Origin of the sequence: Caballeronia sp. LjRoot34, from assembly GCF_964253815.1 — a bacterium.
Lineage (GTDB): Bacteria > Pseudomonadota > Gammaproteobacteria > Burkholderiales > Burkholderiaceae > Caballeronia.
The window spans coordinates 1773966-1799300 of sequence record NZ_CAXUSB020000003.1 but is presented as its reverse complement, the minus strand read 5'-3'; the positions used below and the strand labels follow the sequence as shown (position 1 = coordinate 1799300).

Genomic DNA, 25335 nt, shown 5'->3' with positions numbered 1-25335 from the left:
TCCTCCACACGTCCCCGTCTCGCCTTCGTCCGGCATCGGCTTGGCAAGAGCCTTGGTCAAAAAAACCGCCATTGTTCCGCCCTCTGATACTCCCGGTACCAGCAAGTCATGCAGGCGTAACATCATATTATTCGAACAACGGACACATTTACCCGGATAATTAGGGGCAGAAAAAAAAGCCAATCGCGCCGATAACCAAGCACCTACCTATATTGCGCATGCCATGGCGTTTAGTGAACCGAGGTTGCCGTTTTTCAAATGGCTCGCAGGATCCGCTCAAGACCTGAGCGCTGATAATCGACAGATATTGCTGTCAAACCTGTTCACCAGGACGACGTCGATCGCGATGGCGTCAGTTTGCGAGATCAGCGTTTGCGTCACCGCCTATTATCTCCATCCGGGCGTCGGCTACGCGTTATGGACGCTCGCCGTAATCGCGCTGCTGATCGTGCGGCTGTCCCTGATCGCCATCTGTTGCAAGCGCAGCGCCCGCAACGAGCCCACGCCGACATCGCTGTTCCTGCTTGCCAGCATCCTGTGGAGCGCGCTTCTCGGACTCGGCGCACTCTTATGCAATATCAGCGGAGACCAGACACTTTTCCTGTTGGGCAACGTTTGCGCAGTGGGCGTGGTAGGCGGACTGGCCGGCCGTAACGCAGGCATACCCCGGCTTGTCCTGATCCAGATCTCCGTCATCTTTACGCTGCTCGGAATCGGTGCTGCGCTGTCTCCGGCGTCTGGAAAAATCGTCTTGTTGTTCCAGGCACCGTTTTGCGCAGCCGGTTTTTTTACCGTGGCTATCCGCAGCAACAAGGACACCGTCGCGCTGCTGCTCGCGCAGGAAACCAGTAACCGCCTCGCCCGGCACGATAGCCTCACGGGCCTGCCGAACCGCGCCCGCATCAGCGAACTCTTGCTGAACCGTACCGATGCCGAGCCGGCGCTCAGGCCCGGATCGTTCGCAGTGCTGCTGATTGATCTTGACGGTTTCAAGGCCATCAACGACAGCCTCGGGCACGCGGCCGGCGACCTGGTGCTTCAGGAATCCGCCAAGCGCTTGCGAGCGGTCTTGCGCCAGGGGGACGTTGTCGGCCGTCTGGCGGGCGATGAATTCGTCGCGATTTCCGGTAACGCCTCCGTCAGCGAAGAGGTCCGGCTGCTGGCGGATCAGATTGTGAAAACCCTCGGGCGTCCGTTCCTGCTTAACGAGGTGCTGGTGCGAATTGGCGCTAGCGTCGGAATCTCGCAATATCCCGAGCACGGGGAAACGGGACCGCAACTCCTCATATGCGCCGACCGTGCGTTGTACGCGGTCAAGCGCAGCGGTAAAAGCGCCTTTGCCGTATTCGATGCCAAGGCGCACGCCTCCGACGACAGCTTGAGCCTCCTGCGAAGCGACCTGGAAGGCGCGCTTCAATCATTTGGCAGCGGCTTGCGGATGGAATATCAACCGATCGTCAATCTGGCCAGCGGAGTGGTCACGGGACGCGAAGCACTGGTCCGCTGGACACATCCCACGAGAGGCGAGTTGCCGCCCACGACCTTCGTTCCCATTGCAGAGCGAACGGGCCTGATCCTGCCGCTGGGGGAATGGGTGCTCCGGCGCTCCTGTGCGGAAGCGGCGCGCTGGCGCGAGCCGGTGGTCGTGGCGGTGAACGTATCGCCTGTGCAGCTGCGGGAGGATTCGTTCGCGGATCTGGTTGCGTCCGTCATGGAGGAGTCGGGGTTGCCGCCGTCGCGCCTGGACATCGAGGTCACGGAAACCGTGCTCATGAGCGACGATGTTCCAACCCGGCGCAACGTGCAAAAACTTCGCGCCATGGGTATCGGGCTCGCGCTCGATGACTTTGGAACAGGCTTTTCCACGCTCTCGAATCTATGCCGCTTTTCGTTCGATACACTGAAGATCGACAGCTCGTTTGTGCGCGAATCCGTGCATCGACGGGAGTCGGCGGCGGTGGTTCGCGGGATCGTGGCGCTCGCCCACGAACTGGGGATTCCCACCACGGCGGAAGGTATCGAAACGTATGAGCAACTGAGCTTTGTGCGGGCTTGTGGATGTACCAGCGCGCAGGGATTTTTTCTTGGCCGCTCGGAGCGAATCGAGAGTATTTCGCAACTCTGAAAGTCGGCTGGGCGGGGGTGGAGGGTTGGTTGTCGGTTGATTGCCGCTGGCGGTTTGCCGGAAAAGCGAAGCTCACGTTCAAGCTTCTCTGCCAGCTTGGTCATCGATTAGTGGCGTGAGGGCATTCACTCCTCGCATTGCACATCCTCCCTTGGCACCACGATAATCACCGGGTACGTCCCGTGGTCGAGTTCCACCCGCGCGACCACGGCCATTGTCGCGCTGTCGATGTCGTCGTACACGCTGACTTTTTCATGCCGAAGGCTTGTGATGCCCGTACATCCGGACGCGCGACCCTCGTCGGAAACCTGGCATTGGATCGGGTGGTCTGCAAGGAAGCGATATCTGTCTCTGTCGGGCGTCGCAAGGTATTCACGAATGCTCTGTGCCGATCCCCCCACGCCGGTGACATACCCAATGGCGCATTGCTGTTTGGGTGTGTCGCTGCCCTCGGATGTTTGGGCGTTCGCGGCCATGCTTGCGGTCGCGACGACCGCCGCCAGTGTCAATGCAAAGAGGTATCTCATGGAGCAAGTCACGGTTGTCTGATCGGAGTGCTCGATTGTAATGGCACCTTGCCCGAAGGGTTGAAAGCGAAGAACGGCTGCTCCTGCCAGATTCGCCGCGCTGGTCAGATCAGGTTTCACCGCCACGAAAGACGAACAAAAAAATTTGCCCACACTCGCTCGTTTACGATAACTTATGCTCACTTATGATCGATTTAGAGCAAACGAATAAATCCGGACAGAGACCGACACCATGCAAAGAAGCAGGCGTGACGCCGTAGACGGGTTGCTTCCCGACGAACGCGCAAAGCTGATTCTCGACAGGCTACGAACGCACGGCCGCGTACTGGCGGCTGAACTCGCGCTCGAATTCAACACCTCCGAACACACGGTTCGCCGCCATCTGCGCGATCTGGCAGACGCGGGTCATTGCAAGCGTGTGTACGGCGGTGCGCTGCTGATCTCCCCCGCTGCACCGGCCGGGTCCACCCGTCTGCGCCAGGCGGCTGACCGCAAGGCCCAACTGGCCGTTGCGGCGGCATCCATCGTCCGGCCGCGGCAGATCATCCTGCTCGATGCCGGGTCGACCAACGTCGCTATCGCGGCCGCGCTTCCGGACAACGCCGATCTCACGGTCGTGACGAACTCCCCCGATGCCTGTTCGCGTCTGCTCGATCGCGCGGGTTTCGATGTCATTCTGATTGGCGGCCGGATGAGCGCGCGTGGCGCGGGGTCGCTTGGGGCCACGGCCCTTTTGCAGGTACAGCAGATCAAGGCCGATCTGTGTTTCCTGGGCGCTTGCGCCATCGACCCGGACGAGGGCGTGGCTGCATTCGAGGCGGAGGAAGCCGAACTTAAACGCGCGATGGTCAAATCGAGCGGTCAGGTCGCCATCGCGATCACGTCCGAGAAGCTGATGACAGCGGCGCCCTTTTTCGTGGTGTCGGCGTCCGGCATTGAGCATTTGATCGTGGAGGCGGATGTCTCTGCGCAGCGGCTAGGCGAGTTCGAAAAAATCTGCGGCAACGTGATCGTGGCGCATGCGGGGGCCCGATCATGAGACCTGTCGCTGAACGCATTGCCACCACGGCGGTGTTTCTTGCTAACGGGCTGGGCATTGGTGCGTGGGCCGTCGAAGTCCCGCGGATCAAGGAAGCTTTATCGCTAAATGATGCATCGCTCGGGATCGCGCTGTTCTGTTTTGCGTTGGGCGCGATTGTCGCCATGCCGCTTGCGGGCCGCCTCGCGCCGCGTTTCGGAAGCGGCCGCGTCACAGCATTCCTGGGCGTTGCATTTGTTATTGCGCTGCCCTTGCCCGCGCTAGTGCCGGACTTCGCTTTGTTATGCGTCGTGCTCTTTGTGTTGGGCGCTGCGAATGGCGCACTGGATGTATCGATGAACGGACATGCCAGCGCGATCGAAGGCGAATGGCAGGCGCCGATCATGTCGTCGTTTCATGCGGCGTGGAGCATGGGCGGCCTGTTGGGAGCGGCGGCGGGCGCGGCGCTTCAGGCCAATGGTATCGGCACGATGGGTGGATTGCTGCTGCCTGATGTCGTTATCGGCGCGCTCATTTTGATCAGCGCTGTACTTGCGCTGCGGGATATTGGACCGAGGGGATTAGCGTCGGCTAGCGGCTTTACCTTGCCTAGCGCGGGCGTCATGAAACTCGCTGCCCTTGCCTTTCTCTGCATGCTGGTTGAAGGCGCGGTGGCGGACTGGAGCGCGGTGTTCCTGCGCTCGGCGCTCGACACGCAAGCAAGCGCAGCGGCGCTCGGCTATTCGTCGTTTGCGTTCGCGATGGCGGCATGCCGCGTGGTCGGAGATGTATCGGTTCGACGCTTGGGCGCGAGCGTCGTGGTCGCGTTTGGAGGGCTTATCGCAGCCCTGGGCTTGGCGCTGGTGCTGGGTTATCCGAACGTGGTCACCGCTTGCGTGGGGTTCGCGCTTGTGGGGATCGGTCTGGCTAACATCGTGCCGGTGATCTTTAGTGCCGCGGGCCGTTCAACGACAACGCCGGCTGTTGGTGTTTCCATGGCCGCTACGGCGGGTTATGCCGGTTTTTTGGTGGGACCGCCGGTGATCGGGCTCGGCGCAGGTTTACTGGGTTTGCGGCTCGCGTTGTGTGGGCTTTTGCTGGCTGCTTTGATCGTCTGTGTGGTGGGGGGGAAAGCCGTGAGCCGGGCTGGCGTCGAGCGGGTGGTTTAAACGCTAAGCGTTGGGCGTGGGACCTGCCGGGTGGGCGGGTTTGGGGTTAGTGGTTGGGGTTGATGCCGGGTTGGTCGGTTCCGGGGCTAGCGGTCGGGGTCTATGCCGGGTTGGTCGGTTCTGGGGCTAGCGGTCGGAGTCTATGCCGGGTTGCTGCTTTCGGCCGTGGCGGTCTGCCTGAGTCGGATTTTCTCTTTATCACTGTTAGCCACTGTGCGTGGCGGCACGTCATTTCTGATATGACTTTCCGTGTCAACAGGTGTTTTTAGCTGTGGTCATCTTTTCTCTTCCTACAATTTCCTGAGGGCGGCGTAGCAGTAACACTCGACGGTGAATCAATCTGATATTCGCGGGTTGGTTACCGCATTACAGTGATCCGTCTCGTGAGCCTGCCGCTAACTTTGTGCGCAAGTCGGCGTGAACCGTTGATAAGCCGTTGCAAAGAAATGCCGCGGGTAACTCTGATGCCGGGCTACGCCGCCTTCAGGAAACTGCCTTTTCGATGATTGCAAAACTGTTTTTTGCTGGTTTAGACAGCCGCTCTGGAGTTGTTGATCGCCTGCTCCATGCCCAGACGGGCGATGTCCCAGATAAACCCGGCGAGTTCGCGAGCGATCGCGACGACCGCCACGTTTTTGAGTTTGCCCTTCGCCACCATTCTTCTAAAGCGCCCACACAGACGCAACTGCGCGTCCCAGGCGCGATCGATAATCACCTTGGGCACGCCCTCATGACGCTGCTGAATTTCGGGACTCACCCGGGCCGTATGCCGATAACTCCAGGCGGCCTCGATCAGCAACTTTCGCGCAAGCGAATTGCCCGTCTTGGTGATGCTGCCCTGGCGCCGGCTGCCCCCCGACGAGTATTCTGAAGGCGTTATGCCCAGCCACGCCATCAACTGCCGAGGATGGGCAAAGCGCGTCACATCGACGATCTCCGAGAGCAAGCCAACGGCGGTGGTGAACTTGATGCCGCGCATGGTTTGCAGGGCGAGCACGGCGGGATAAAAGCGCCACTGCGGCACCGCTTCGCGCAAGGCCGACTCAAGCCGCTCGCACTGCGCAAACCGGTCTTCGATCGCGCGGCGCAACTCGGTGAAGGCGAGGTCCTGCCATGCGTTGCCGAACGAGAACTTGCTGATCCAGCGTCGATGCGCCGGTCCCCAGTTCGCCGTGCCCGCGTATCGCACGGCGTGGGCGAGCAGGAACGATTTTAACGCTTGGCGGGCGCGTTTGAGGGCATCGCGCGTACTGGCCCAGACACGCGCAAGATCGCGAAATGCTTCGTCTTCGACGGTGGGCACATGCACGGCGCTGAGGTCGCCCGCGCGCAGTGAGCGCACGAGCTTGAGCGCGTCGCGGCGGTCGGTCTTCACGCGATCGCCGGCTTTGCGCGGGATCAGCGAGGGGGCGCACACCATGCACTCGAAGCCTTTGGCAGCGAGGCGGCGCTGCAGGTCATAGCCCAGAGGACCGGCTTCATAAACGATTTTTACGTGGCGAGCCTTGGATTGAAGCTTTTTGCATAACTGATCAATATCGCGAGAGCGCGTGCCGATCTTGCCGAGCACTTCGACTTCGCCGCTGCCCAGCGCGTAGGCAACTGTAATCGAGTCTTTGTGAACATCCAGTCCGACAAATAACGTGATATCGTTTTGCATGCTGGCCTCCGTGTTGGAAACAAAACCTATGAGTGACGGGTTCGCCCTCACTGTTACGGCTCTGGCGCTATGCTAACCCGCGTGTTTTAGCTCTGTCACGGGGGCCAGCCCTTACTGCTCACGGAAGTCATACTAACTTTGTCCAAAGCGACAAAGAAACGAAGCAAAGAAAACGCTTTCAACCACGCTACCCTAAGTGTCCACAGCGTGCAGTTTCTATTCATAGGTGCCCCAAAAGCACGGTGCTCGCCAGAGCGAAGGATGTTTGAACCCCTCCTTCTCGCGAATCCTGACACGAACACGCTTCGCCCCGTACGCTCTCGGGCAAGCACCATTGCCAATGAATCCGCACGGCCTCACGCATTTTGGCTGCCGCACTCTTCCGCGTGTCAGCTACGTGGTCTGACCGTTATGTCGGTAGGTCGCAGCACCACGCGTGTTGCCGCTCCAGTTTTGGTGAGTCACCCGCGTGGTCCCCACAGTCATTTGCGTAAGTACGGCCTTACGCATCTTCGCGACCTCGTTTCCAGCAGGGTTGGCGATATGGTTCGAGGCGCGTACACATTTGCAGGGCGGTCGTCCGCGGATAGCGCGGGGTGCCCCTTGGGCAGGTTCAATCACTGGTGGCGAAGCGTGTGGGTATCGGTGTTCGGAGAAGGAGGGGTTCACACATCCGTGGCTCTGGCGAGCACCGTGCTTTTGGGGCACCTATGAATAGAAACTGCACGCTGTGGACACTTAGGGTAGCGTGGTTGAAAGCGCTTTCTTTGCTTCGTTTCTTTGTCGCTTTGGACAAAGAAATGACGTGCCGCCACGCACAGTGGCTAATAGTGGTAAAGAGAATATCCGACTCTCGCAGACCACCACGGCCGAAAGCACCAACCCGGCATAGACCCCGACCGCTAACCCCAGAACCGCCCACCCCAGCATAGCCCCCGCCCCCCCGGGAAAAACCTCCCGCCCCCTTCGCAAAACTCACTGCGGCATCAAATCCCCATCCGCCTGACGCTGAAGATCCTGCACCTTGGTCTGCAACGCACGCAATTCCGCTTGAGCCGCGTCCTGCTGCGCCCGCAACGTGATAATGGCTGCCTGCTGTTGCGCCTGACGATCAACGACCTGGCTTTGCTGCGCGCGCGCCACATCGACATCCGCTTGCAAGCGGCTCGCCCGGTTCTGCTGCAAAGCAATCAGCCGATCCGCGAAGGCATTTTCAGCCTGCAACTTCTCGCGACGTATTTCCGAATCGGCAAGTTGGGCCGTGCTCTTCGCAAAGTCCGCATAAACCGCTTCGGCACGCGTATCGGTCTGCGTCTTGATCACACGCCAAAACTTCTTTTGCTGGAACAGCGCGACGTAATACGTCATCTGGTCCGGATAGAACAACATGCTCGCGCCATAACTGCCGTTATAGGTCGTGCGCATTTCTATTACCTTGCCGTCGCGGATCATCTGCTGCAACTCAGTAATGCTGCCGTTGCTGCCGTCGCTTCCGCTTCCATTACCCGGCGCCTGCGGTTCGTCAGCCGCGCCGTTGGTCAGCAAGCCACGCCGCGCGCTAGCATCGCCAAGCGCATTTCCCGATGCCGACGACGAATCCTGCCGCGCAGGCGTTGCCGCTAATGCTGTTGTTGCGGCGCAAGCGGCCGTGCAGACCACCGCTCCTGCCCAGAGAACTACCCCGCGCTGCCATTTATTATTGGATTTCATGGAATTTCCGAGTTCTTTGAACAAAGCGAAACCGACCGGATTATGGCAGATAGAATGCGCCGATATTCATTGGCCACATCCAAAAACCGTGTTCTTTGAGTCGAAATCGAAGCAGCGGATAGTCCGTATACCCAGTGAACCAGTTGCGGCATGTGTCGAAGGCCGCGAGGTTAAGCAAAAGGCCCCGTCGTAACGCCCACCTTCACCTGAAAATATCGGCAACAAGGTTCGACACCGCCCGTATGCGCTCGCTGCCACGCAGCGCCGGATGCAGGACCATCCAGACATCCTGATCCAGCTCCCTGATATGAGGTTCGATGCAGACCAGATCACTGGTCGTATCACCCGCCAGTTGAGCAAGCACGCCCAGACCCGAGCCGCCAAGCACACCGTCGAACACGCCCAGCACGTAACTGCTGCGAAGGCTCGGCGCAGGTGCGCCCGGCAGCGTCTTGAGCCAGCGGGCCGCGGGATGGTCCCCCCGGCGCTCGTCATAACCGACAAAGGAAAGCTTGCTCCACTCCTTCTTCTTGATGGCCACCTTGTGACGCAGGTAATAGTCTCGCGATGCATATAAACCAAAGCGAACCTTGCCGATCCGGCGGACGTACAGGTCACCCTCGTCCGGGCATTCCGACCAGATGGCAATGTCGGCTTCACGTCGGGCAAGGTTGTATGGCTGCTGCGAGGTCAGCACTTCAATGGCCAGTCCGGGAAACCTTTCCTGGAAGGAGCCGAGAAGCTTCATCAGGATGTAGGACATCCACTCGACCGCATTGATCCTGACCGTGCCTTCAAGACCGTGAGAACCCGTGACATCCCCGGCCCGTTCTATCTGATGCGCCAGGGCTTCCATCTGCTCGGCCCATGCAAGCACCCGCTGCCCGAACGCCGTGACTGCGCAGCCGGAAGGCACGCGGTCAATCAGGGGTTCACCCAATCTTCTTTCAAGCTCCGTCAAGCGGCGCGACAGCGTTGCCGCGCTAAGATCGCACGCCGCAGCGGCGGATCTCATGGTTCCTTCTCGGGCGATGGCAAGCAAAAGCCGCAAGTCGTCCCAGTCAACGTGTTCCATTTTTGAAACGCCCGCTTTCGATTTTAGACGTAGCATATCGCGAATCGCGAGGATAGCATTAGACCCGGATGGGCTGGATTGCCGCTTGATTTACGCCACGGCTCATGCATCGGGTTTGTACGTATTAGCGTTAAAGCCAAGCGGCAACAAGCATATCGTTCAAATTGATTTACTGACCAAACGACTCGACGGCTATTCCCTCAGTAGACCGAAGAGCGAACTAACTAACGGAGACTCTATGACCCGCAAAGCCAATCAAGCACGGCGCCGCTTACTCGCTGCAACCGCGGCGACCGCAGTAGCAGCCGCATTCTCGCTGTTGCCTGTCTCGTCGGCGTTCGCTCAAACGGCGAAAAAACCCGTTGTCGCCCTCGTGATGAAGTCACTCGCCAATGAGTTCTTCCTCACCATGGAAACGGGCGCCAAGGATTACCAGGCGCATAACGCGAACAAGTTCACGCTCATCTCGAACGGCATCAAGGACGAAACCGATACCGCGAACCAGATTCGCATTGTCGAGCAGATGATCGTCTCGAAGGTCGACGCGCTCGTGATCGCCCCGGCTGATTCGAAAGCGCTCGTCCCGGTCATCAAGAAGGCCGTGGATGCAGGGATCATCGTGGTGAACATCGACAACCAGCTTGATCCTGACGTGCTCAAATCGAAGGACCTGAACGTGCCGTTCGTCGGTCCGGACAACGCGAAGGGCGCAAGGCTGGTCGGGGATTACCTTGCCAAGAAACTGAAATCCGGCGATGAAGTCGGCATTATCGAAGGCGTGTCGACCACGACCAATGCGCAGCAACGCACAGCCGGTTTCAAGCAAGCGATGCAAGCAGGCGGCATGAAGGTTGTTGCGCTGCAATCGGGCGACTGGGAAATCGACAAGGGCAACGCGGTGGCATCGCAGATCCTGAACGCGAACCCGAACATCAAGGCGCTGCTGTGCGGCAACGACAACATGGCACTCGGCGCGGTGGCTGCGGTGCGGGCGGCCGGCAAGGCGGGCAAGGTGCAGGTCGTCGGTTATGACAACATCAACGCCATCAAACCGATGCTCGCCGACGGCCGGGTGCTTGCAACGGCCGATCAATACGCCGCGAAACAAGCGGTATTTGGTATCGACACGGCTTTGAAGGCGCTCTCCGCGCACCAGAAACAGTCGCAACTGTCGAGCGTGGTGGAAACGCCGGTCAACCTGATCACCAAGTAAGCCTGCTGGCCCCAAGCCAACCGGCATGCGTCATCGCGGTTAGCCGCGGTGGAGCATGCTGAACGACCGCTGCAAGCGGCGTAGAGTATCCCGACGCGCGCCCGGCTTTAGCTTCCAAGCTTCAAGTGTTCAAACGTGTAGTGCGCCCCAGCCATAAACGGCCGGGGCGAAACTCGCATTCCAGTACCCGCCCTAGCCTCTCATAAGCGATGCCAAGTCCAATAGTCCCTTCCGCCGACATAGCGCCGGTGCTGACCATTCACGGGATCGGCAAGACCTACGTCGAACCCGTGCTCGCGGATGTCTCGCTCCACCTGCGTCCCGGTGAAGTGCTCGCGCTCACAGGCGAAAACGGCGCCGGCAAGAGCACGCTCTCGAAGATCGTAGGCGGTCTTGTGACGCCCACCACCGGTTCAATGCAGCTCGGTGGTATCTCATACGCGCCGGCAAGCCGCAGCGACGCCGAAGCGCTCGGCGTGCGCATGGTGATGCAGGAACTGAACCTGTTGCCCACGCTGTCGGTTGCTGAAAACCTCTTTCTGAACCGCCTGCCAAAACGAAAACGCGGGCTGGGCTGGATCGACCGCACGACACTGCGCGAAAACGCGCGCCAGGCGATGGCCCAGGTCGGGCTCGACGCTATTGACCCGGATACGCTCGTGGGTGAACTCGGCATCGGCCATCAGCAGATGGTCGAGATCGCGCGCAACCTGATCGGCGATTGCCGCGTGCTGATCCTCGATGAACCCACCGCCATGCTCACGGCTCGCGAAGTCGACCTGCTGTTCGAGCAAGTCGCCCGCCTGAAGTCGCGCGGCGTGGCGCTGGTATATATCTCGCATCGGCTGGAAGAACTGGCGCGGATCGCCGAACGCGCGGCTGTGTTGCGCGACGGGCGGCTCGTGCACGTAGACACCATGCGCAATCTCACCAGCGACAAGCTCGTCACGCTGATGGTCGGACGCGATATTGGCGAGCGTATCGATCTCGGCGAACGCCGGATCGGCGCGACGGCATTCAAGGTGCAAGGCATGACGCGCGGCCACGCCGTGCGTGACGTATCGTTTGAAATAAAGGCCGGCGAGATCTTCGGCATCAGCGGGCTGATAGGCGCAGGCCGGACCGAACTCATGCGGCTGATCTACGGCGCGGATCGGGCGGATAGCGGCAGCATCTCGATCGCGCATCGCGGTGCGGCGCTCAAGACTGTCAGCATCAAATCGCCCTCCGATGCAGTGAGCCAGGGTATTGCGCTCATCACCGAAGACCGCAAGGGCGAAGGCTTGTTACTGCCCCAGCCGATTGCCGCGAACATTTCGCTGGGCAATATTGGCGCGGTATCGAAGCACGGTTTTATCGATGCCCGCCGCGAGACCGCACTCGCGCAGAAACAGATCGACGCCATGCGGATTCGCACGTCGAGCGCTGCGCAACCGGTGTCCGAACTCTCGGGCGGCAATCAGCAGAAGGTGGTGATCGGCCGCTGGCTCGCGCGCGATTGCACGGTGCTGCTCTTCGACGAACCCACGCGCGGCATCGACGTCGGCGCCAAGTTCGACATCTATGCACTGATGGGCGCCCAGGCGCGCGAAGGCCGCGCGCTGGTGGTCGTGTCCAGCGACCTGCGCGAGCTGATGCTGATCTGCGACCGGATCGGCGTGATGTCGGCGGGACGCATGACCGGCGTCTTCGAACGCGATAACTGGTCGCAGGACGCATTGCTGGCCGCAGCGTTCGCGGGTTATGCAGCCCGCGATAAAATCCTCAGCGAATCTATTGAACCGGGCGCCGAGACGCCGGACTTCCCTATCACGGAGCACCAGTCATGACTGTACAAACAACTACGCCGAAATCGCAGACGGAGCCGCCCAAAAGCGCGAAGCCGATCGGCACGCGGCTGGGGTTCTCGAACTACCTGGGCCTGATGGGCGCGCTCATCGCGATGATCGCGCTCTTCTCCGTGCTGAGCTCGCACTTCCTGAGCTACGACACCTTCAGCACCATCGCGAATCAGATTCCCGATCTGGTCGTGATGTCGGTGGGCATGACGTTCGTGCTGATTATTGCGGGTATCGATCTGTCGGTGGGGTCGGTGCTGGCATTGGGTGCGGCCGTGACCAGCGTCGCGGCATTGCAATGGCACTGGGGGGCGCTGCCGGCCGCATTGCTCGGCATGGCCGGTGCGGCGCTCACCGGCTGCGTGACCGGGGCCGTGACGGTGGGTTGGCGCATCCCTTCGTTCATCGTTTCGCTAGGTGTGCTGGAAGCGGCACGCGGTCTTGCCTACCAGATGACGAACTCGCGCACGGCGTACATTGGCGACGCCTTCGACTTTCTCTCGAACCCCATCGCGTTCGGTATCTCTCCTTCATTCCTGATTGCTATCGCCGTGATGGTCGTGGCGCAACTCGTGCTCACCCGAACGGTTTTTGGCCGCTATCTGGTCGGCATCGGCACCAATGAGGAGGCCGTGCGGCTGGCAGGGGTCAACCCACGGCCGTACAAGGTCATCGTATTTGCGCTAATGGGTCTGCTCTCGGGTCTGGCAGCCCTGTTCCAGATCTCCCGGCTTGAAGCGGCCGACCCCAACGCGGGTTCGGGGATCGAACTGCAGGTGATTGCAGCGGTTGTGATCGGCGGCACGAGCCTGATGGGTGGACGCGGCTCTGTTATCAGCACGTTCTTCGGCGTCCTGATCATTTCGGTGCTTGCAGCAGGTCTCGCACAGATCGGCGCGAACGAGCCGACCAAGCGGATCATCACCGGTGCGGTGATTGTGGTGGCGGTCGTGCTGGATACGTACCGCAGCAAACGGCGCATCATGTAAGCGCTGGCCGAACCCGGTCCCGAGCGCTCGTGCAGCCGCGCTTTGGATAGTTGATTCGCGCTAAATAGGCGCGAATCACGGGTGGCTCAAGAAGACGTGTCCCTATTATCGCCGACGTCCGTGGCACCCAGTTTGGGCTTAGCGCATTCATTTAAGGTGCTTAACAAAAGCTCAACCCCGGTGATCGAGCCGTTCGCCAGCAGGAGAAATTGAAATGTCCAAAGAAACCAAGCAAGGCTCTGTCCTCATCATGGGGAGTATCAATACCGATCTGGTCGCGCGCTCGCCGCACCTGCCGCGTCCGGGCGAAACGATCAGCGGCCACGAGTTCTCGCAGATATCCGGCGGCAAGGGCGCCAATCAGGCGGTTGCGGCTGCGCGTATCGGCGGCCGGGTGGCCATGGCCGGATGCGTGGGCGGCGACGCCAACGGCACATTGCGGCTGGCAGATCTGGAAGCGGAAGGGATCGATTGCAGCGCGGTCGAAACCGACCCGTCAGTGCCGACCGGCGTGGCGATCGTCACCGTCGCGGACGACGGCCAGAACACGATCGTGGTGGTACCGGGCAGCAACGGCCAGGTGACCCCGGAGATGGTCAAGCGCCATGAGGCGGTGATCAAAGCCGCCGACGTAGTGGTGTGTCAGCTAGAGACCCCGTGGGATGCCGTCTATGCCACGCTTGTCACCGCTCGGAGATTCGGTAAGCTGACCGTATTAAATCCAGCGCCGGCTACCGGTCCGCTGCCACCCGAGTGGTTGCCGTTGGTTGACTATCTGGTTCCGAACGAAGTCGAAGCCGCGATCCTTGCCGGATTACCAGTCGAATCGCAAAGCGGTGCGCGCCGGGCAGCGAAAGAACTTCAGCTAGCGGGAGCGCGTAACGTCATCGTGACGCTTGGATCTCAAGGCGCCTATCTGTTGCCCGAAGCAGGAGAAGGCACGCACTACCCCGCGCCCAAGGTGAGCGCGGTGGACACGACTGCTGCCGGCGATACCTTCATCGGCGTCTTTGCCGCACAGTTGGCCGCACGCCAGCCCATAGACGCTGCGATCAGCTTAGCCCAACGAGCCGCCGCCATTTCCGTTACGCGCGCCGGCGCACAACCCTCCATCCCGACTCGCCAGGAAGTTGACAGCGCGCCCTAGCCCTCTTTGTTCCGGGACTCCGCAAGCGTCCCGGTTAATCGTTACCCGAGCGCGGGGTGCCGTGCCCCTTGGGCAGGTTCAGTCACTGGTGGCGAAGCGTGTGGGTATCGGTGTTCGGAGAAGGAGGGGTTCGCACATCCTTCGCTCTGGCGAGCACCGTGCTTTTGGGGCACCTATGAATCAAAACTGCACGCTGTGGACACTTAGGGTAGCGTGGTTGAAAGCGTTTTCTTTGCTTCGTTTCTTTGTCGCTTTGGACAAAGAAATGACGTGCCGCCACGCACAGTGGCTAATAGTGATAAAGAGAAAATCCGACTCTCGCAGACCACTGACACTGAAAGCAGCAACCCGGCACTGACCCTTGACCACTAACCCCAAGTCCGAGTACGAACGAAAACCAATTCACGAAAACTTCCAACCCACCCAGCGTTAGTCACCGGACCAAGGCGACGGCGATCCGACACCTAATGCGCGTGCTCAGGTTGCCGAATCGGACGCGGTGAGCGCGAGGTCTTGTAGGCTTTGCGAAGATACGAGCACAAGGGCTTTTCGATAAACAGGAAGCTGAATATTGACGCCGCCGTTAGCAGGAGCAAAAATCCAAAAAATGGCGCGGGGGCGGTGGCGACGCTCGGGAACAGCATCTTGGCATACCTGAAAAGCGGCACATGCAGGATGTAGAACGCGAAACTCGCCTCCCCAAGCAGGACCATGGGCTTGCTCCCAAGCCAGCCGCTAAGTAGCCCTTTTGCTCGCGCCAGAAAGTAGAGAAGCACGATAAAGGCTGGGAACAACAACGCCTTGGCCAGCACATGATTTGCCAGCACAATGACCGCAACTGCTGCAACCAAAGCCGCGAAAGCCGCCACATCGAAGACAAATGCTTTAGCCGTGCCCTGGCTTAGATAAAGACGCGCCATGCATATCCCGGCGATAAACTCGCCTATCCGAAGCACCGGCGTAAAGTTGACCAGTTCTCGCATCCAGTACGCCTGTCCCAATGACGATGGCAGGTACGAAAGCGTTAACGTAGGAATAACGGAAAATAACCAGCACGCCCCGATCAAACTCAACAGCACGCTAACGCTGCGATTTTTCAGGAAAGCAAACAGGAAGGGAAACGACGCGTAGAAGACCGCTTCCGCGGAGAGCGACCATCCGGGGGTATTCCAGGCGTTCGCGGTGGCCGGCGTCCAGGCTTGCAACAGCGCCAGGGAAATCACCCCGTAAAACGCAAGCCGCGCATATAGACCGGCCGAGTGTCCGTGCAAGGCGGCAAGGTTCGAATAGACCAGCGGCGCAAATACGATCCAGCCCAGCAAATAGATCGGGTAGATTTTTGCAAACCGGGAAAAATAGAACTGTCGTACGGCAGGCGCCTCTGCCCCGCTCATTTCCGGATGAGTGTAAGTGAGGATAAACCCCGAAAGAATGAAGAACAATTCGACGGGGTCGCCCGAATTTTCATAGAAATAAAATGGCGAAATCCCTAACGATGCGGCGACATCCGGCGAAAGGTGATAGAGCGCAACGCTCAACGCTGCCAGGAAGCGAACGCCGGTTAATGCGGGAATGACTGGCCTTCTTGCAACTATTGTCATCGTTCATTGGGTTCGCCGCGTGCCCCAGCCCGCCTGGCGATCTTATGGTGCACGTTAAAAAAATGAAAAATTAATGCGGAATGGCGGATTTTCGGGAAAATAAAGCGTTCTCGTGGATAGCGCGTGTTGCGTCGGAGCAGCACGATTAGGGCTCGTGTAACGAGGAATTTGTTCGTGTGCCCCGGTGCCCCGCAGCTTGATAAGATTTCTACGCGCGCTCTTTGCTGCTGAAATATGGAGTTATCACCTTATATTTAAATTAAGGTGATAACTCCATATTTCATCCAGTTAAGCTCGCGAGGAAATCCTCGGCTTCGGGGGAAATATCTAACGTCATGGCCAAGGCATTACGTGCTGCCGCTGCGGCCCGCTTGTGCCCCTTCGAGTCGAGCGCTGCCGCAGCATCTTCGAGATCAGTCGGATGCTTTTGCAGCACCGCATCAATGAGCATTACCGCCTGATGCAAATCTTTTTCATCTTTCAAGGCGCTCGTTTTCGAGCGAAGCGTGCTGACGATCAGCTTGTGAATGGCGAACCTCGCCGGACTCGGCACCTTCACCGGTATGACATGATCTCGCCCAAGCACAATGCCCGGCACTTTCTCAGCCATCAGATACTGAAAAAAGGGCAACCCCATGGCATGCGCCTTCAACGCGGGAATCGGCTTGGACGTGTATGTGTCGTCTCCGGCGACAAGTAGATCCACCTTGAGATCTATTCCCCTCACCTTGAAAGACGTCGCGTGTTTCCGCGGATCAAGGCGAGGCACTTCCAAAAATTGAAGACCGCTATTGCGCAAGACCTCAAGAAAGCTCTTGTCTTCCGGGATCGCGACCGTTATTCCTTGAGTCGTGCCGATGTCGACATCGGCGGTCAGATAGTTTTTGGGCGACCGAATGCCGAGGCTATTGATCAGAGTGCCGTAAGCGTGTGTCCCGACAAGCACGCCGCCATGCTCGAAGATGCCGGCGTTGTGGATGGATGCGATCGTGAGCGCCGCCGAATTATCGGCAGCTGCAAAGCCTGCCTTGCGTAGCTGAGATGATCGATACATCAGCGTCTTCTGCTCAGCCTGGATCGATTCGAGCCTGACGAGTTTATCGGCAGTGGCGGGAGCATCGGCTCGCCCGAGAAGCTCCTCCTCACGCCTGCCGGCTTTTGTTCTCCGCCAATACACATAGTCGATACCTTTCACCGTCCGCTCGATCTTCAGACCGGGCGACTCAAGCGGTATGAGCGCTTGCGACTGTGCGGTGTCTTCCAGTTGCGCGAAGAGCGTTTGAAAAGCGAGTTCGTGAAAGGATGGCATGTGCTTCCGAAGTTATCACCTTTAATAATATTGTAGGTGATAACTTGCCGCCTGTCACGATCGCATGAATTGTTTGACGCTTGCCGTGCTAACGAGCACACGCCACTCGCGTAGAGATCAAATTTTCCCGCATCGACCAAAGCACGATCTTAGTCCACGACAACAGGATCGATCTCCGTAGCAGTGAGCCCATATCGCTCCATCTTGCTTCGGTGATCCGGCGACCCGAGATACTGGCGCAACTGGATATTGAATTCGTTGCGGAGATCCACGTTAGCCTTGGCGAACGAGAACGCGCCTTTGGGGGGCGCGTACGGCGTTGCGGCCGTGAGATCGTGCGAGACGGCAGACAAGGCCGCATTCCCGATACGTTGCACAAGCGTGCGGTTTCCGAGCGCCGTGCTCGCGTATGCGTCAATGCGGCCCTCCAGCAACGCGTCGATCGCCTCTTGCTGGTGCTCGTACTGGTTTATCCGCGATTCGGGTACGCCAGCGCGCCTGGCCGCGTCGTGTTGTACCTGACCGGTGATCACACCCAGCAGCGCGTCACCGGCCCGCGCCAGTCCCTCGTAGTTCGTCAGATGCTTGGGGTTTCCGGCGCTAACCAGGAACCCGTCGTACAACGCCCAGACAGGCACGCTGAACGCGACAAGCTCCGCTCGCTCCGCTGTCACGAACAAAGGAACATTGATATCCCAACGCCCCGCCGCGACGCCCGGCAGCAGTTCGGAAAATGTCGTTAGCCTGTACTCGACCGAACGCACGCCAATGGTCCGCAAAATCTCTTCGGCAAGTTCGACATCCGAACCGGATGCCGACCCGCTCTGGTTGCTCATACCGAAAGGCGGCTCGTCGATGTACGCCAGGACCACTTTCTCGCGCCACTTTCGATTCAATTGCGTCGTGCCTGTCATGAACAATATCCTCTCGAACAACATGAACACCGGAAGATATCATTGTCGCATCCGACAGCGTTGCGCTATGCGTTTAGCCATCGAATCGATAAAGCACGTTATCTACACGAAAGCGCACGTCCTCTGCCAGACTGTTGCTCACGAGCAGATAGCGCTGGCCTTCCGCCATGAAGGCCAGCTCAAAATTGGTAAGCAGCGGAAACAGCTCGTAAGCACTGCGGGAAACCGTGCACTCCTTCTCACATCGCACGCCCAAACCCGGTGCGATGATTCGACACGCAATACGCTTTGCCGCGCATCGATCACCCGCAAGCCCGGGGTTTCGATGCGTGGTGTCGAATAGAAGCTCGGATCAATGCGCTACGCGAGGCTTATCATGACCCATCACGGCAATCCAGAACTTGCTGGCTTCTCAAACCGGCTTCATCTGCCTAAAACGGCCCAATGCGTTCAATGGCCTTCAGCGATGCTGCAAAGGGTTAGGTTAGCGGAACAAACCGCACGCATGGCATTCGACCTGCGTGCGTTGGCGATCAACTGAGCCATGAAACCCTACCTGTTTGCTTGCACGCTTGCGCTAGCTACCGGGGTGCTGTCGCTCACTCCGTTCGTCACCGTTCACGCGGACCCGGTCGCGCGCGATGCGAGCGGCTCCAGGAGCAAAGCCACTGATCAGAAAAGGCACTCTCAAGATACGCCGTTCGAGTTTCGTGGAATCCCTCTCGGCATAACCCTCGACGAGTTCCAGGCAGGCGCGACCGTAAGAGCGACCCCGATCGACAGCGTGCCGGTGTGCGAGACCGATGTGATCGCCGGCTCCCTCGGCATGGACCTGAAGACGCGCGAAAGCCTGACGGTTGCCTGCCGCTGGGCGCATCAACGCGCCAATGGCTGGGCGATATCGCGCGCAGTGGTCGACGGCACGCCAGCGCAGGACCACACGCTGCGCTTCGCACGAGTCGACGGACAAACCACCTTCAGGTTGTATGAGATGTCGTTCGTCATAGACGAAGGCACCGCGGCCGATCTGCGCCACGCTCTTGCGGACCGCTATGGCGCGCCGCGGGCTGGCGCTCATACATCTGGATCCGCATCGGCAAGCACTGCGCTGCCGGTCTACGAATGGGAAAACGCAGTGAGCTCGATCACTTTGCGTTTCTTGCCGGCTACGCGTAACGCCACGCTCGTTTATCTGCTGAAAGCGCCCGACGCCTGGGTGAAGTCTGTTGTGCAGCAATGGAAGACCAGCAGCGTCGATGCGAGCTGACGCAATTTGGTAAGTACTACTCCGTGCAAGCTACACGACTCTTCGAGCGCCACGGAAAGGTTGAGAAAGGACCTTCAGGAGCGCTCCGTTGCTTGTCGTTTCACCGCTTGCCGAAGTGCGCGACCATGGAATTGCGGCCGGACGATCCATTGCTTTCCACGAGTCGGATCGCGACAGCGCCCTGTTCATCCTCGGAAATAAATCATGCAAGTCAGCAGGGATATCAGTTGTTGTTATCGCGGTCATTTCATCGTCAAGAGCGTGTCTGGTCAGTCAGCTTTACTACAAGCATGCGAGGTTCACACGAATTGCACCTGCTCGCTACCCGCTGAAAAACGCAAACAGGAGTGACGGCGTCATGGTTAGCTCGATCGAATGCAGGACCGAAGGATACGGTTCGATCATTGTCGAACCCGTCATTCGTCTCGGCATGACGGACGTCACCAGACCAATGGAACGCCTCGCCTGCCAGGTTAAAAGATCTCTGCGCAATGCATCGCTCATCTGCGCCGCGCTCAGCCCGTCCCTGTTATCCGGCTGCGCATTGACCGTGATATCCGCCGTCGATGCAGCCGGGTCAGTCGTACAAGCCGGCTTGAGCATTGCGTCGAACCACTCGTCACCCACCGTCATCAATGGTGATCAGGCGTCTCTTCATGCCGTGTGCATCGAGTGGAATTCCATGGTCCCCGTTGGCGACTTTGTCCCGGCATTGCAATACGCGTTGCATAAACGCGGGGTGGAGTCGACCGTGTATGCGCCAGGGACTTCCCCGCCAAGTTGCGAAGCGACACTCGTATACAGCGCGGCCACGGATTGGGGGCATCGGACATTCACCGACGGATACACCCAGTACCTTTCCGCCATCAACCTCACGTTGATCCAACGCGGAAAGATCGTGATCGCCGCCAGCTACGCCACGAGCGGCGCCAAGCTCGACCGCTTCGCGAGCACGGCGACCAAGGTCACGGCGCTCATCGACAAAATGGTGGTTGCAACGTCGGATTGATTAGAGCATGAAGCGCCAATGCGGCCAGAAAGGCCGCGGCATCATCACGGGTCCGGTCACACGAACCCGGGACTCGCAGACTCTATAGCGCGTCAGGTAGCCTGCTCAGGCGGCCTGCCCGCAGGATGCTTCGTGCTGAGCAGGTTTCACATCAGCGCAGCCCGATAGAGTCACATTCAACTCCTCCATGGCCTCGGGCTGTATGGTGCTGCATTCACCTGCAGCTTCGTCTTCTGTGATGCGCGAAACAGCCTTGGCGCTCTTGCCCGCCCGCGACGGCGGCTGGCAACTGCCACACATCGCGCTGTGAGCCGCGTCTTGCTTGCGCGTGACGAACTTGGCCGTGCAGGTGCAGCATCGGGTCAACTGCAGGATGCCGGCGTCGAAGAAACGTACGAGCGTCCAGGCGCGCGTGAAGCTCAACATGATGTAGCTGTCGTGACGCTCGCAATGCTCGAGATAAAGCTTATAACCCTTCGTCAATGCATCGAAATGCGAACAGCCCGCGAGATCCGTCAGGAATCTATAGATGTTATAGAAAAGCGATGCGTGAATATTCGGTGCCCATGTCAGGAACCAGTCAACCGAGAACGGCAACATGCCCTTGGGCGGAGACACACCCTTTACTTCCTGATAAAGGCGAATCATGCGGTCACGAGAGAGGTTGACTTCGCTTTCCAGCACTTGAATACGTGCACCGAGTTCTATCAAGATGGCGGCCCGCATCACGTCCTGAGCGTCTTCAGTAATGCTTTTCTTCGCCATTGGCGTAATCCTCTTCTTATACAAACTGATCGGCTGCTGTGTCGCCCAGCGCTGTGGCGCTGCACCCAAGGATTCAAGCCCGGGAACCGCGCACTCGCAAGAACGCTTCGGCACTCCGAGTTGGCGCTTTAGCCGGATTGTGCGTAATCAGGGTACCGGCGAGATCGACTATCCGATCCTCAGGCACCCTAAGTCCCAGGAGGAAAAACATAAGCAGAACCCCGGACATAAAACCTACTGCACCGCCGATTAGCAACATGCTCCCTCCGTGGATTTTACCGAGCTCAAAAAATGCCGTCGATGAATTGATCACTTGACCATCTGACGAAAACGTTAGGAGACCCGTTGCATTGTATTGGTAATGACCTTCCCTGAATCGAATGATCCTCCTTTCCTCTCAAGTAAATTTCTTGGAAAAGACAAGTCTTTTCCCTAAGGCTTACGGAATATTTCCTTTAATTTCCTGCCATTTTTGATATGCATGCGATTACTTTCAATTCTTTAATAAACGCGGCGAAATTATTTATAAGATTCAGGAAGGACTTGGCGAACGTGCATGTTGCTCGGCGTTTCAGCGCTAGCGAAAGTGCGCAATCATGAACCTGCAAATTGACGAAGCAATGTGCGGGAGTGGCTGGATCGCAACCATCCCTCGCATTCCTCTTCGTTCATGGATGCAAGAGGATATAAGGCTGCAGAAGATCACGTAGCAGGATCGTGCAGTCTGCTTTCTTCGCAGGATCGATCCTGGACAGGGTCGGCAGCCGGCGTGGAAACTGACATTAATGCAGATGCGATGAAGGTCGCTGGAGCAGTGCATGGCGCCCGTACACCGTGCTTTGCCACTTGTGCCCGTGAGAACGATCGGCAGTGTTGCCAAGTTTGTCACCTGTCGACGGTGAAGTTGCGTTGGCATCTTTTACTCGACTTCCGCTTAAGCGAAGTCCTACTCGATAATCATGAAACAACTTACCCAAACTCTGCTTCTCGCAAGCGTCCTGGCAACCGGTGCCGGCAGTGCATTCGCTCAAAGCACTTTGCCGTCCAACCTGGATGGCGGCCGCGTTGGCCGCGAAGGGTTCGGATCGAGCTTTGCGGTGGTCAATGATCTACAGCATTTGCAAAGGCTATATGACCTGAACGGCCGGGAAAGCGAGATGAGGGATATCTACCACGACGTCCTGCTGAAAACGCAGGTCCCGGCGATCCGCCAATATGTCTACGAAGCACTGGCGCGCAATCTGCTCCGCCCGACCAACGTGGACCAGGCGATTACGACCATTCGCACGAGCCTGGATGAAGATCTGAGCACGCTGGCAAAACATCCGCCCGCTCCGTGAAGGGCGCGCCCGCCAAGCGGGCGCTGAAGCGGATGCTATTCTCGGACGTATCGAATCGGGGGAAAGGTCACCGGCGGTCTTGCGTTTCGTCCGAAATAATTCCGGAGAAAGCAGCGGCGCAAAAGCGCTCAGCAATGATGCCGGGGCGCCCGGTACCAGCAACGTGGCCCCAGCCCCGACCGCTGCCCTCGCGGGATCAGAACGTCAGCACGCTAAGAAACATTCGCTGCAGCCAGCCTACCGTAGTTGCGTCGGCGAGCATGCCGACACCTGCCTGTTCAATACGCGCGTTGGCAACTTTGCTTGACGATATGTAGTTTCCAGCCTCGATGTCCTTAGGATTCACTATGCCCGACAACCGCAGGCGATCGCGGTTCTGGTTCATCGCAATGATCTTGTCCCCTGCAACCACAAGATTCCCGGTCGGCAGCGTGGCGATAACCGACACCGCCAGCGTCCCGGTCATCCCGGTCGTATTCGACACAGCCCCCTGCCCTTTGAAAGTCGTGCTCGCGGACCCTATGTTAAACAGCTTGGCCAGTCGCGCCGCCGCGCCGCTAGACTGATCGGCAGCTTGCGCGCTGATGTCGCTCGAGCGGTCAGCTGACGCATCGCCGCTGTTATTAGCCGAGTAGGACTCCGAGAGGCGAATCGTCAATACGTCACCCACGTGTTGCGCGCGAGGCGTTTCGTATAGGGCCAGCGTGTTGCCGCCCTGGAAGATCGCGCCCCCCGTTTCAATATTCAACGGACTTGAGACTACGACTGGCGCGAACGTCGGCATATCGACGATAGAATTCGAGCCGCCTGAACATCCAGCTAACGACGCCATACCGCTAGCCAGAATCACAAACTTTAACGAGTTCATTTTTTAATGGTTCGCGAGATCAAGGTTCTTGGCCATGCGTGGCACGATGAAATAGTGGCCCGCGTCTGGATTGCTGACTTGCCGCTAAGCCCTAAGCCGTGCTCACCCGCTCGTCATGTGGAGCGGCGAGCCGGTCATTGTCAATCGATTGCGTCGGCGCATGTGTCAAACGGCGCGGCGGCGGCATGACCCACGGCCGGCACGATCTTAAGCGTGGCCGACACCAGGCGGCACGGCAGTGCGGCCACCGCGCAACCCTCCATTGGCAATATGACCACGCTCGCCATCATGCATGCCACCAGCCGCACGCAACGTTTGTAAGACTGCAAATTGAACATAAATAAGACCGCTACCCTTTCAGACGCTGGTGTTGATGCGTGTGCCAACCGAGCCGGTCGACGGTAGCGCTGGGGAAGTCGCTGGCTCAATCGGCAGCGATAGCGAATCGGTCTTAGCGCTCTTGCCGGCCGCGCTACCTGAGTTACCGCCAGTCGGGCGCATGGGTGTCGGCGCAATACGTTCTGCAGGGCTACGGCTGTTAACATTCATGATCAGGCTCGCTTTCAATAAAGATGAAGGGATCGAGGCAGCGTCAAGGTAGCCTCAAGGCGGACTTGAACGCATACTTGAACGCACGCCAGGTCGCTAGAACTCTCTTTCGACATCGAATGATCGCGCTTAACGGCTAGCGTTGATTAATGAAAGATCACCGCTTTTTCTAGACTCCTTACCAGCACTTACCATACTGTCTCAACCACAATTAATGCGCGCTGCCGACCTGCGCTGCCAATGATCATTCGGCACCGGCAAACCTATATCTTCACGTCGACTACCAGTCCGATCGGATTCCATCTAACGCCCTTGGTCTCTTCGCCCAAACCATCCAGAACATCCGCTAACGGCACCTCCTCCGCATTAACGTCAGGTGCCACATAGGATTGCCATGCGTTGTTGAGCGTGCTGACAGCGCCAGCAATCGTGGTGCTGTCGTTCGCACTATCATCACTGCCGGCCGTGGACCCAACGGGGTCGTCAAGCTGCCAGTCCCAGGTGTCGGCCGCAGTATCCCGGTCCACGGAGGTCGCCCGGACAGTCTTCGCAAGCTCTTCTATGGAAGAGCCGAGATCGACATAGGCTGATGTCACCTGGTCCGTTAGCGCAGCATCGCCCTCTTGCTGAGCGGACGCATTGAGGGCGTGCTGCAGGACAAGCGCCTGATACAGCGCCACCAGGAATTGTTTGCCTGCGCTTTTGTCCGCCTCCCCGCGCGCCTGGGATTCGGCGGTAGTGCCCGAGTTGCCCGAAAAGGAATCAGTGTCCGTAGAGCCATTACTGGCCGCCGCAAACCCGCTCGGGTCGATCCCCATGCGTTGCAACGTAAGTTTGAGCGCCGCCATCAAGGCATCTCCGCTTCCTGACGATGTCGCCGACGGCGGCCGCTCGGGAAGCGCGCTGCCAGGCACACTGGACGACGGCTTGGCCGTACTGTTGGGAAAATCCGAAGATGAAATTGACATGCTGGAATCGAGTGCCATGGTGTCTCCCGGTTGGTTGTTCAGTGATGCCGAATCGGCTGCGTAGAGGGGGTTGGCAGTGCTTCCTGGATCAGGTTCGCAGTGCTGTATATGCCTGAGTGGCGAGTGTACGAATTCATTCTCCCAGACGTCATATCGACCTGGCATGCAGGAATCTGTAGTGTTGGAAAGTCTGAGTAAGAAACTGGATCTAGCGAGATATCCGGAAGCCTTATGGACTAAGCACTACCGGCACGACGATGAAATATTCGGTGAT

At 58.7% G+C, this 25335-nt stretch carries 21 protein-coding genes; 10 read left to right on the top strand and 11 right to left on the bottom strand.

From position 1 onward, the window contains the following. Positions 1 to 223 precede the first annotated feature (223 nt). Complete coding sequence (locus tag ACSQ36_RS38975; protein ID WP_436186230.1) at positions 224 to 2125, top strand: putative bifunctional diguanylate cyclase/phosphodiesterase; 1902 nt, start codon at positions 224 to 226, stop codon at positions 2123 to 2125. 125 nt (positions 2126 to 2250) lie between these two features. Here the strand turns inward: ACSQ36_RS38975 and ACSQ36_RS38970 are convergent, their stop codons facing one another. Next, a complete protein-coding gene (locus tag ACSQ36_RS38970; protein WP_436186480.1) occupies positions 2251 to 2652 on the bottom strand; it encodes a hypothetical protein in 402 nt (133 codons plus the stop codon). Positions 2653 to 2884: 232 nt separating this feature from the next. Between ACSQ36_RS38970 and ACSQ36_RS38965 the strand changes: the two genes are divergently transcribed. Together ACSQ36_RS38965 and ACSQ36_RS38960 are read left to right on the top strand one after the other, a co-directional pair. Further along, positions 2885 to 3691, top strand: coding sequence for a DeoR/GlpR family DNA-binding transcription regulator (locus tag ACSQ36_RS38965; RefSeq protein WP_436186229.1), 807 nt, complete (start codon positions 2885 to 2887; stop codon positions 3689 to 3691). Continuing rightward, positions 3688 to 4839 (top strand): MFS transporter, encoded by a 1152-nt coding sequence (locus tag ACSQ36_RS38960; RefSeq protein WP_436186228.1) that lies wholly within the window; start codon positions 3688 to 3690, stop codon positions 4837 to 4839. The genes ACSQ36_RS38965 and ACSQ36_RS38960 overlap by 4 nt, the downstream gene beginning before the upstream one ends. A gap of 529 nt (positions 4840 to 5368) precedes the next feature. Here the strand turns inward: ACSQ36_RS38960 and ACSQ36_RS38955 are convergent. The 3 genes from ACSQ36_RS38955 to ACSQ36_RS38945 all read right to left on the bottom strand — a co-directional run bounded on the left by ACSQ36_RS38955 (position 5369) and on the right by ACSQ36_RS38945 (position 9284). Then, entirely contained in the window at positions 5369 to 6499 is a 1131-nt protein-coding gene (locus ACSQ36_RS38955) for an IS110 family transposase (protein WP_436180774.1), read from the bottom strand. Between the two features lie 975 nt (positions 6500 to 7474). After that, a complete protein-coding gene (locus ACSQ36_RS38950) occupies positions 7475 to 8209 on the bottom strand; it encodes a DUF2968 domain-containing protein (protein WP_436186227.1) in 735 nt (244 codons plus the stop codon). Positions 8210 to 8411: 202 nt separating this feature from the next. Then, positions 8412 to 9284, bottom strand: a complete 873-nt coding sequence (locus tag ACSQ36_RS38945) for a LysR family transcriptional regulator (protein ID WP_089164221.1) — start codon at positions 9282 to 9284, stop codon at positions 8412 to 8414. 238 nt (positions 9285 to 9522) lie between these two features. On the opposite strand from ACSQ36_RS38945, the gene ACSQ36_RS38940 reads away from it, so the two are divergent. The 4 genes from ACSQ36_RS38940 to rbsK all read left to right on the top strand — a co-directional run bounded on the left by ACSQ36_RS38940 (position 9523) and on the right by rbsK (position 14471). Next, positions 9523 to 10497 carry a sugar ABC transporter substrate-binding protein gene (locus ACSQ36_RS38940; protein WP_436186226.1) on the top strand — a complete coding sequence of 325 codons (975 nt, stop codon included), beginning with the start codon at positions 9523 to 9525 and terminating at the stop codon, positions 10495 to 10497. Between the two features lie 209 nt (positions 10498 to 10706). After that, complete coding sequence (locus ACSQ36_RS38935) at positions 10707 to 12326, top strand: sugar ABC transporter ATP-binding protein (protein WP_436186225.1); 1620 nt, start codon at positions 10707 to 10709, stop codon at positions 12324 to 12326. After that, positions 12323 to 13324: an ABC transporter permease gene (locus ACSQ36_RS38930; protein WP_213762845.1), complete on the top strand. Its 1002-nt coding sequence runs from the start codon at positions 12323 to 12325 to the stop codon at positions 13322 to 13324. The genes ACSQ36_RS38935 and ACSQ36_RS38930 overlap by 4 nt, the downstream gene beginning before the upstream one ends. A 214-nt stretch (positions 13325 to 13538) precedes the next feature. After that, a complete protein-coding gene (gene rbsK, locus ACSQ36_RS38925; RefSeq protein ID WP_436186224.1) occupies positions 13539 to 14471 on the top strand; it encodes a ribokinase in 933 nt (310 codons plus the stop codon). Positions 14472 to 14935: 464 nt separating this feature from the next. On the opposite strand, the gene ACSQ36_RS38920 is transcribed toward rbsK, so the two are convergent. The 3 genes from ACSQ36_RS38920 to ACSQ36_RS38910 all read right to left on the bottom strand — a co-directional run bounded on the left by ACSQ36_RS38920 (position 14936) and on the right by ACSQ36_RS38910 (position 18295). Beyond that, entirely contained in the window at positions 14936 to 16072 is a 1137-nt protein-coding gene (locus ACSQ36_RS38920; protein WP_436186223.1) for an acyltransferase family protein, read from the bottom strand. 280 nt (positions 16073 to 16352) lie between these two features. Further along, positions 16353 to 17267, bottom strand: a complete 915-nt coding sequence (locus ACSQ36_RS38915) for a GSU2403 family nucleotidyltransferase fold protein (protein WP_436186222.1) — start codon at positions 17265 to 17267, stop codon at positions 16353 to 16355. 263 nt (positions 17268 to 17530) lie between these two features. Next, positions 17531 to 18295 (bottom strand): transporter substrate-binding domain-containing protein, encoded by a 765-nt coding sequence (locus tag ACSQ36_RS38910; protein WP_436186221.1) that lies wholly within the window; start codon positions 18293 to 18295, stop codon positions 17531 to 17533. Positions 18296 to 18839: 544 nt separating this feature from the next. On the opposite strand from ACSQ36_RS38910, the gene ACSQ36_RS38905 reads away from it, so the two are divergent. Then, the gene (locus ACSQ36_RS38905) at positions 18840 to 19562 is read left to right on the top strand and encodes a hypothetical protein (protein ID WP_436186220.1); all 723 of its coding nucleotides are present in this window, start codon (positions 18840 to 18842) and stop codon (positions 19560 to 19562) included. 358 nt (positions 19563 to 19920) lie between these two features. Beyond that, positions 19921 to 20571, top strand: a complete 651-nt coding sequence (locus ACSQ36_RS38900; protein WP_436186219.1) for a hypothetical protein — start codon at positions 19921 to 19923, stop codon at positions 20569 to 20571. Positions 20572 to 20676: 105 nt separating this feature from the next. Here the strand turns inward: ACSQ36_RS38900 and flhC are convergent, their stop codons facing one another. Continuing rightward, a complete protein-coding gene (flhC, locus tag ACSQ36_RS38895; RefSeq protein WP_436186218.1) occupies positions 20677 to 21336 on the bottom strand; it encodes a flagellar transcriptional regulator FlhC in 660 nt (219 codons plus the stop codon). A gap of 959 nt (positions 21337 to 22295) precedes the next feature. Here flhC and ACSQ36_RS38890 point away from each other — a divergent pair. Next, positions 22296 to 22676 (top strand): hypothetical protein, encoded by a 381-nt coding sequence (locus ACSQ36_RS38890; protein ID WP_436186217.1) that lies wholly within the window; start codon positions 22296 to 22298, stop codon positions 22674 to 22676. Between the two features lie 196 nt (positions 22677 to 22872). On the opposite strand, the gene ACSQ36_RS38885 is transcribed toward ACSQ36_RS38890, so the two are convergent. The 3 genes from ACSQ36_RS38885 to ACSQ36_RS38875 form a co-directional block, all read right to left on the bottom strand. Further along, the gene (locus ACSQ36_RS38885; RefSeq protein WP_213762854.1) at positions 22873 to 23544 is read right to left on the bottom strand and encodes a flagellar basal body L-ring protein FlgH; all 672 of its coding nucleotides are present in this window, start codon (positions 23542 to 23544) and stop codon (positions 22873 to 22875) included. Positions 23545 to 23684: 140 nt separating this feature from the next. Further along, entirely contained in the window at positions 23685 to 23834 is a 150-nt protein-coding gene (locus tag ACSQ36_RS38880; protein ID WP_346730462.1) for a DUF6726 family protein, read from the bottom strand. Positions 23835 to 24356: 522 nt separating this feature from the next. Next, positions 24357 to 25079 carry a hypothetical protein gene (locus tag ACSQ36_RS38875; RefSeq protein ID WP_436186216.1) on the bottom strand — a complete coding sequence of 241 codons (723 nt, stop codon included), beginning with the start codon at positions 25077 to 25079 and terminating at the stop codon, positions 24357 to 24359. Between the last annotated feature and the right edge of the window lie 256 nt (positions 25080 to 25335).

Excerpts from the sequence above, each read along its gene's own strand:
- ACSQ36_RS38970 (WP_436186480.1), bottom strand. The coding sequence starts at position 2,652 with ATGAGATACCTCTTTGCATTGACACTGGCGGCGGTCGTCGCGACCGCA.
- ACSQ36_RS38945 (WP_089164221.1), bottom strand. The coding sequence starts at position 9,284 with ATGGAACACGTTGACTGGGACGACTTGCGGCTTTTGCTTGCCATCGCC.
- ACSQ36_RS38885 (WP_213762854.1), bottom strand. The coding sequence starts at position 23,544 with ATGAACTCGTTAAAGTTTGTGATTCTGGCTAGCGGTATGGCGTCGTTA.
- ACSQ36_RS38900 (WP_436186219.1), top strand. The coding sequence starts at position 19,921 with ATGGTTAGCTCGATCGAATGCAGGACCGAAGGATACGGTTCGATCATT.
- ACSQ36_RS38930 (WP_213762845.1), top strand. The coding sequence starts at position 12,323 with ATGACTGTACAAACAACTACGCCGAAATCGCAGACGGAGCCGCCCAAA.
- ACSQ36_RS38910 (WP_436186221.1), bottom strand. The coding sequence starts at position 18,295 with ATGACAGGCACGACGCAATTGAATCGAAAGTGGCGCGAGAAAGTGGTC.
- rbsK (WP_436186224.1), top strand. The coding sequence starts at position 13,539 with ATGTCCAAAGAAACCAAGCAAGGCTCTGTCCTCATCATGGGGAGTATC.
- ACSQ36_RS38875 (WP_436186216.1), bottom strand. The coding sequence starts at position 25,079 with ATGGCACTCGATTCCAGCATGTCAATTTCATCTTCGGATTTTCCCAAC.
- ACSQ36_RS38975 (WP_436186230.1), top strand. The coding sequence starts at position 224 with ATGGCGTTTAGTGAACCGAGGTTGCCGTTTTTCAAATGGCTCGCAGGA.
- ACSQ36_RS38955 (WP_436180774.1), bottom strand. The coding sequence starts at position 6,499 with ATGCAAAACGATATCACGTTATTTGTCGGACTGGATGTTCACAAAGAC.
- ACSQ36_RS38905 (WP_436186220.1), top strand. The coding sequence starts at position 18,840 with ATGAAACCCTACCTGTTTGCTTGCACGCTTGCGCTAGCTACCGGGGTG.
- ACSQ36_RS38920 (WP_436186223.1), bottom strand. The coding sequence starts at position 16,072 with ATGACAATAGTTGCAAGAAGGCCAGTCATTCCCGCATTAACCGGCGTT.
- ACSQ36_RS38880 (WP_346730462.1), bottom strand. The coding sequence starts at position 23,834 with ATGATGGCGAGCGTGGTCATATTGCCAATGGAGGGTTGCGCGGTGGCC.
- ACSQ36_RS38935 (WP_436186225.1), top strand. The coding sequence starts at position 10,707 with ATGCCAAGTCCAATAGTCCCTTCCGCCGACATAGCGCCGGTGCTGACC.
- ACSQ36_RS38965 (WP_436186229.1), top strand. The coding sequence starts at position 2,885 with ATGCAAAGAAGCAGGCGTGACGCCGTAGACGGGTTGCTTCCCGACGAA.
- ACSQ36_RS38890 (WP_436186217.1), top strand. The coding sequence starts at position 22,296 with ATGAAACAACTTACCCAAACTCTGCTTCTCGCAAGCGTCCTGGCAACC.
- ACSQ36_RS38960 (WP_436186228.1), top strand. The coding sequence starts at position 3,688 with ATGAGACCTGTCGCTGAACGCATTGCCACCACGGCGGTGTTTCTTGCT.
- ACSQ36_RS38950 (WP_436186227.1), bottom strand. The coding sequence starts at position 8,209 with ATGAAATCCAATAATAAATGGCAGCGCGGGGTAGTTCTCTGGGCAGGA.
- flhC (WP_436186218.1), bottom strand. The coding sequence starts at position 21,336 with ATGGCGAAGAAAAGCATTACTGAAGACGCTCAGGACGTGATGCGGGCC.
- ACSQ36_RS38940 (WP_436186226.1), top strand. The coding sequence starts at position 9,523 with ATGACCCGCAAAGCCAATCAAGCACGGCGCCGCTTACTCGCTGCAACC.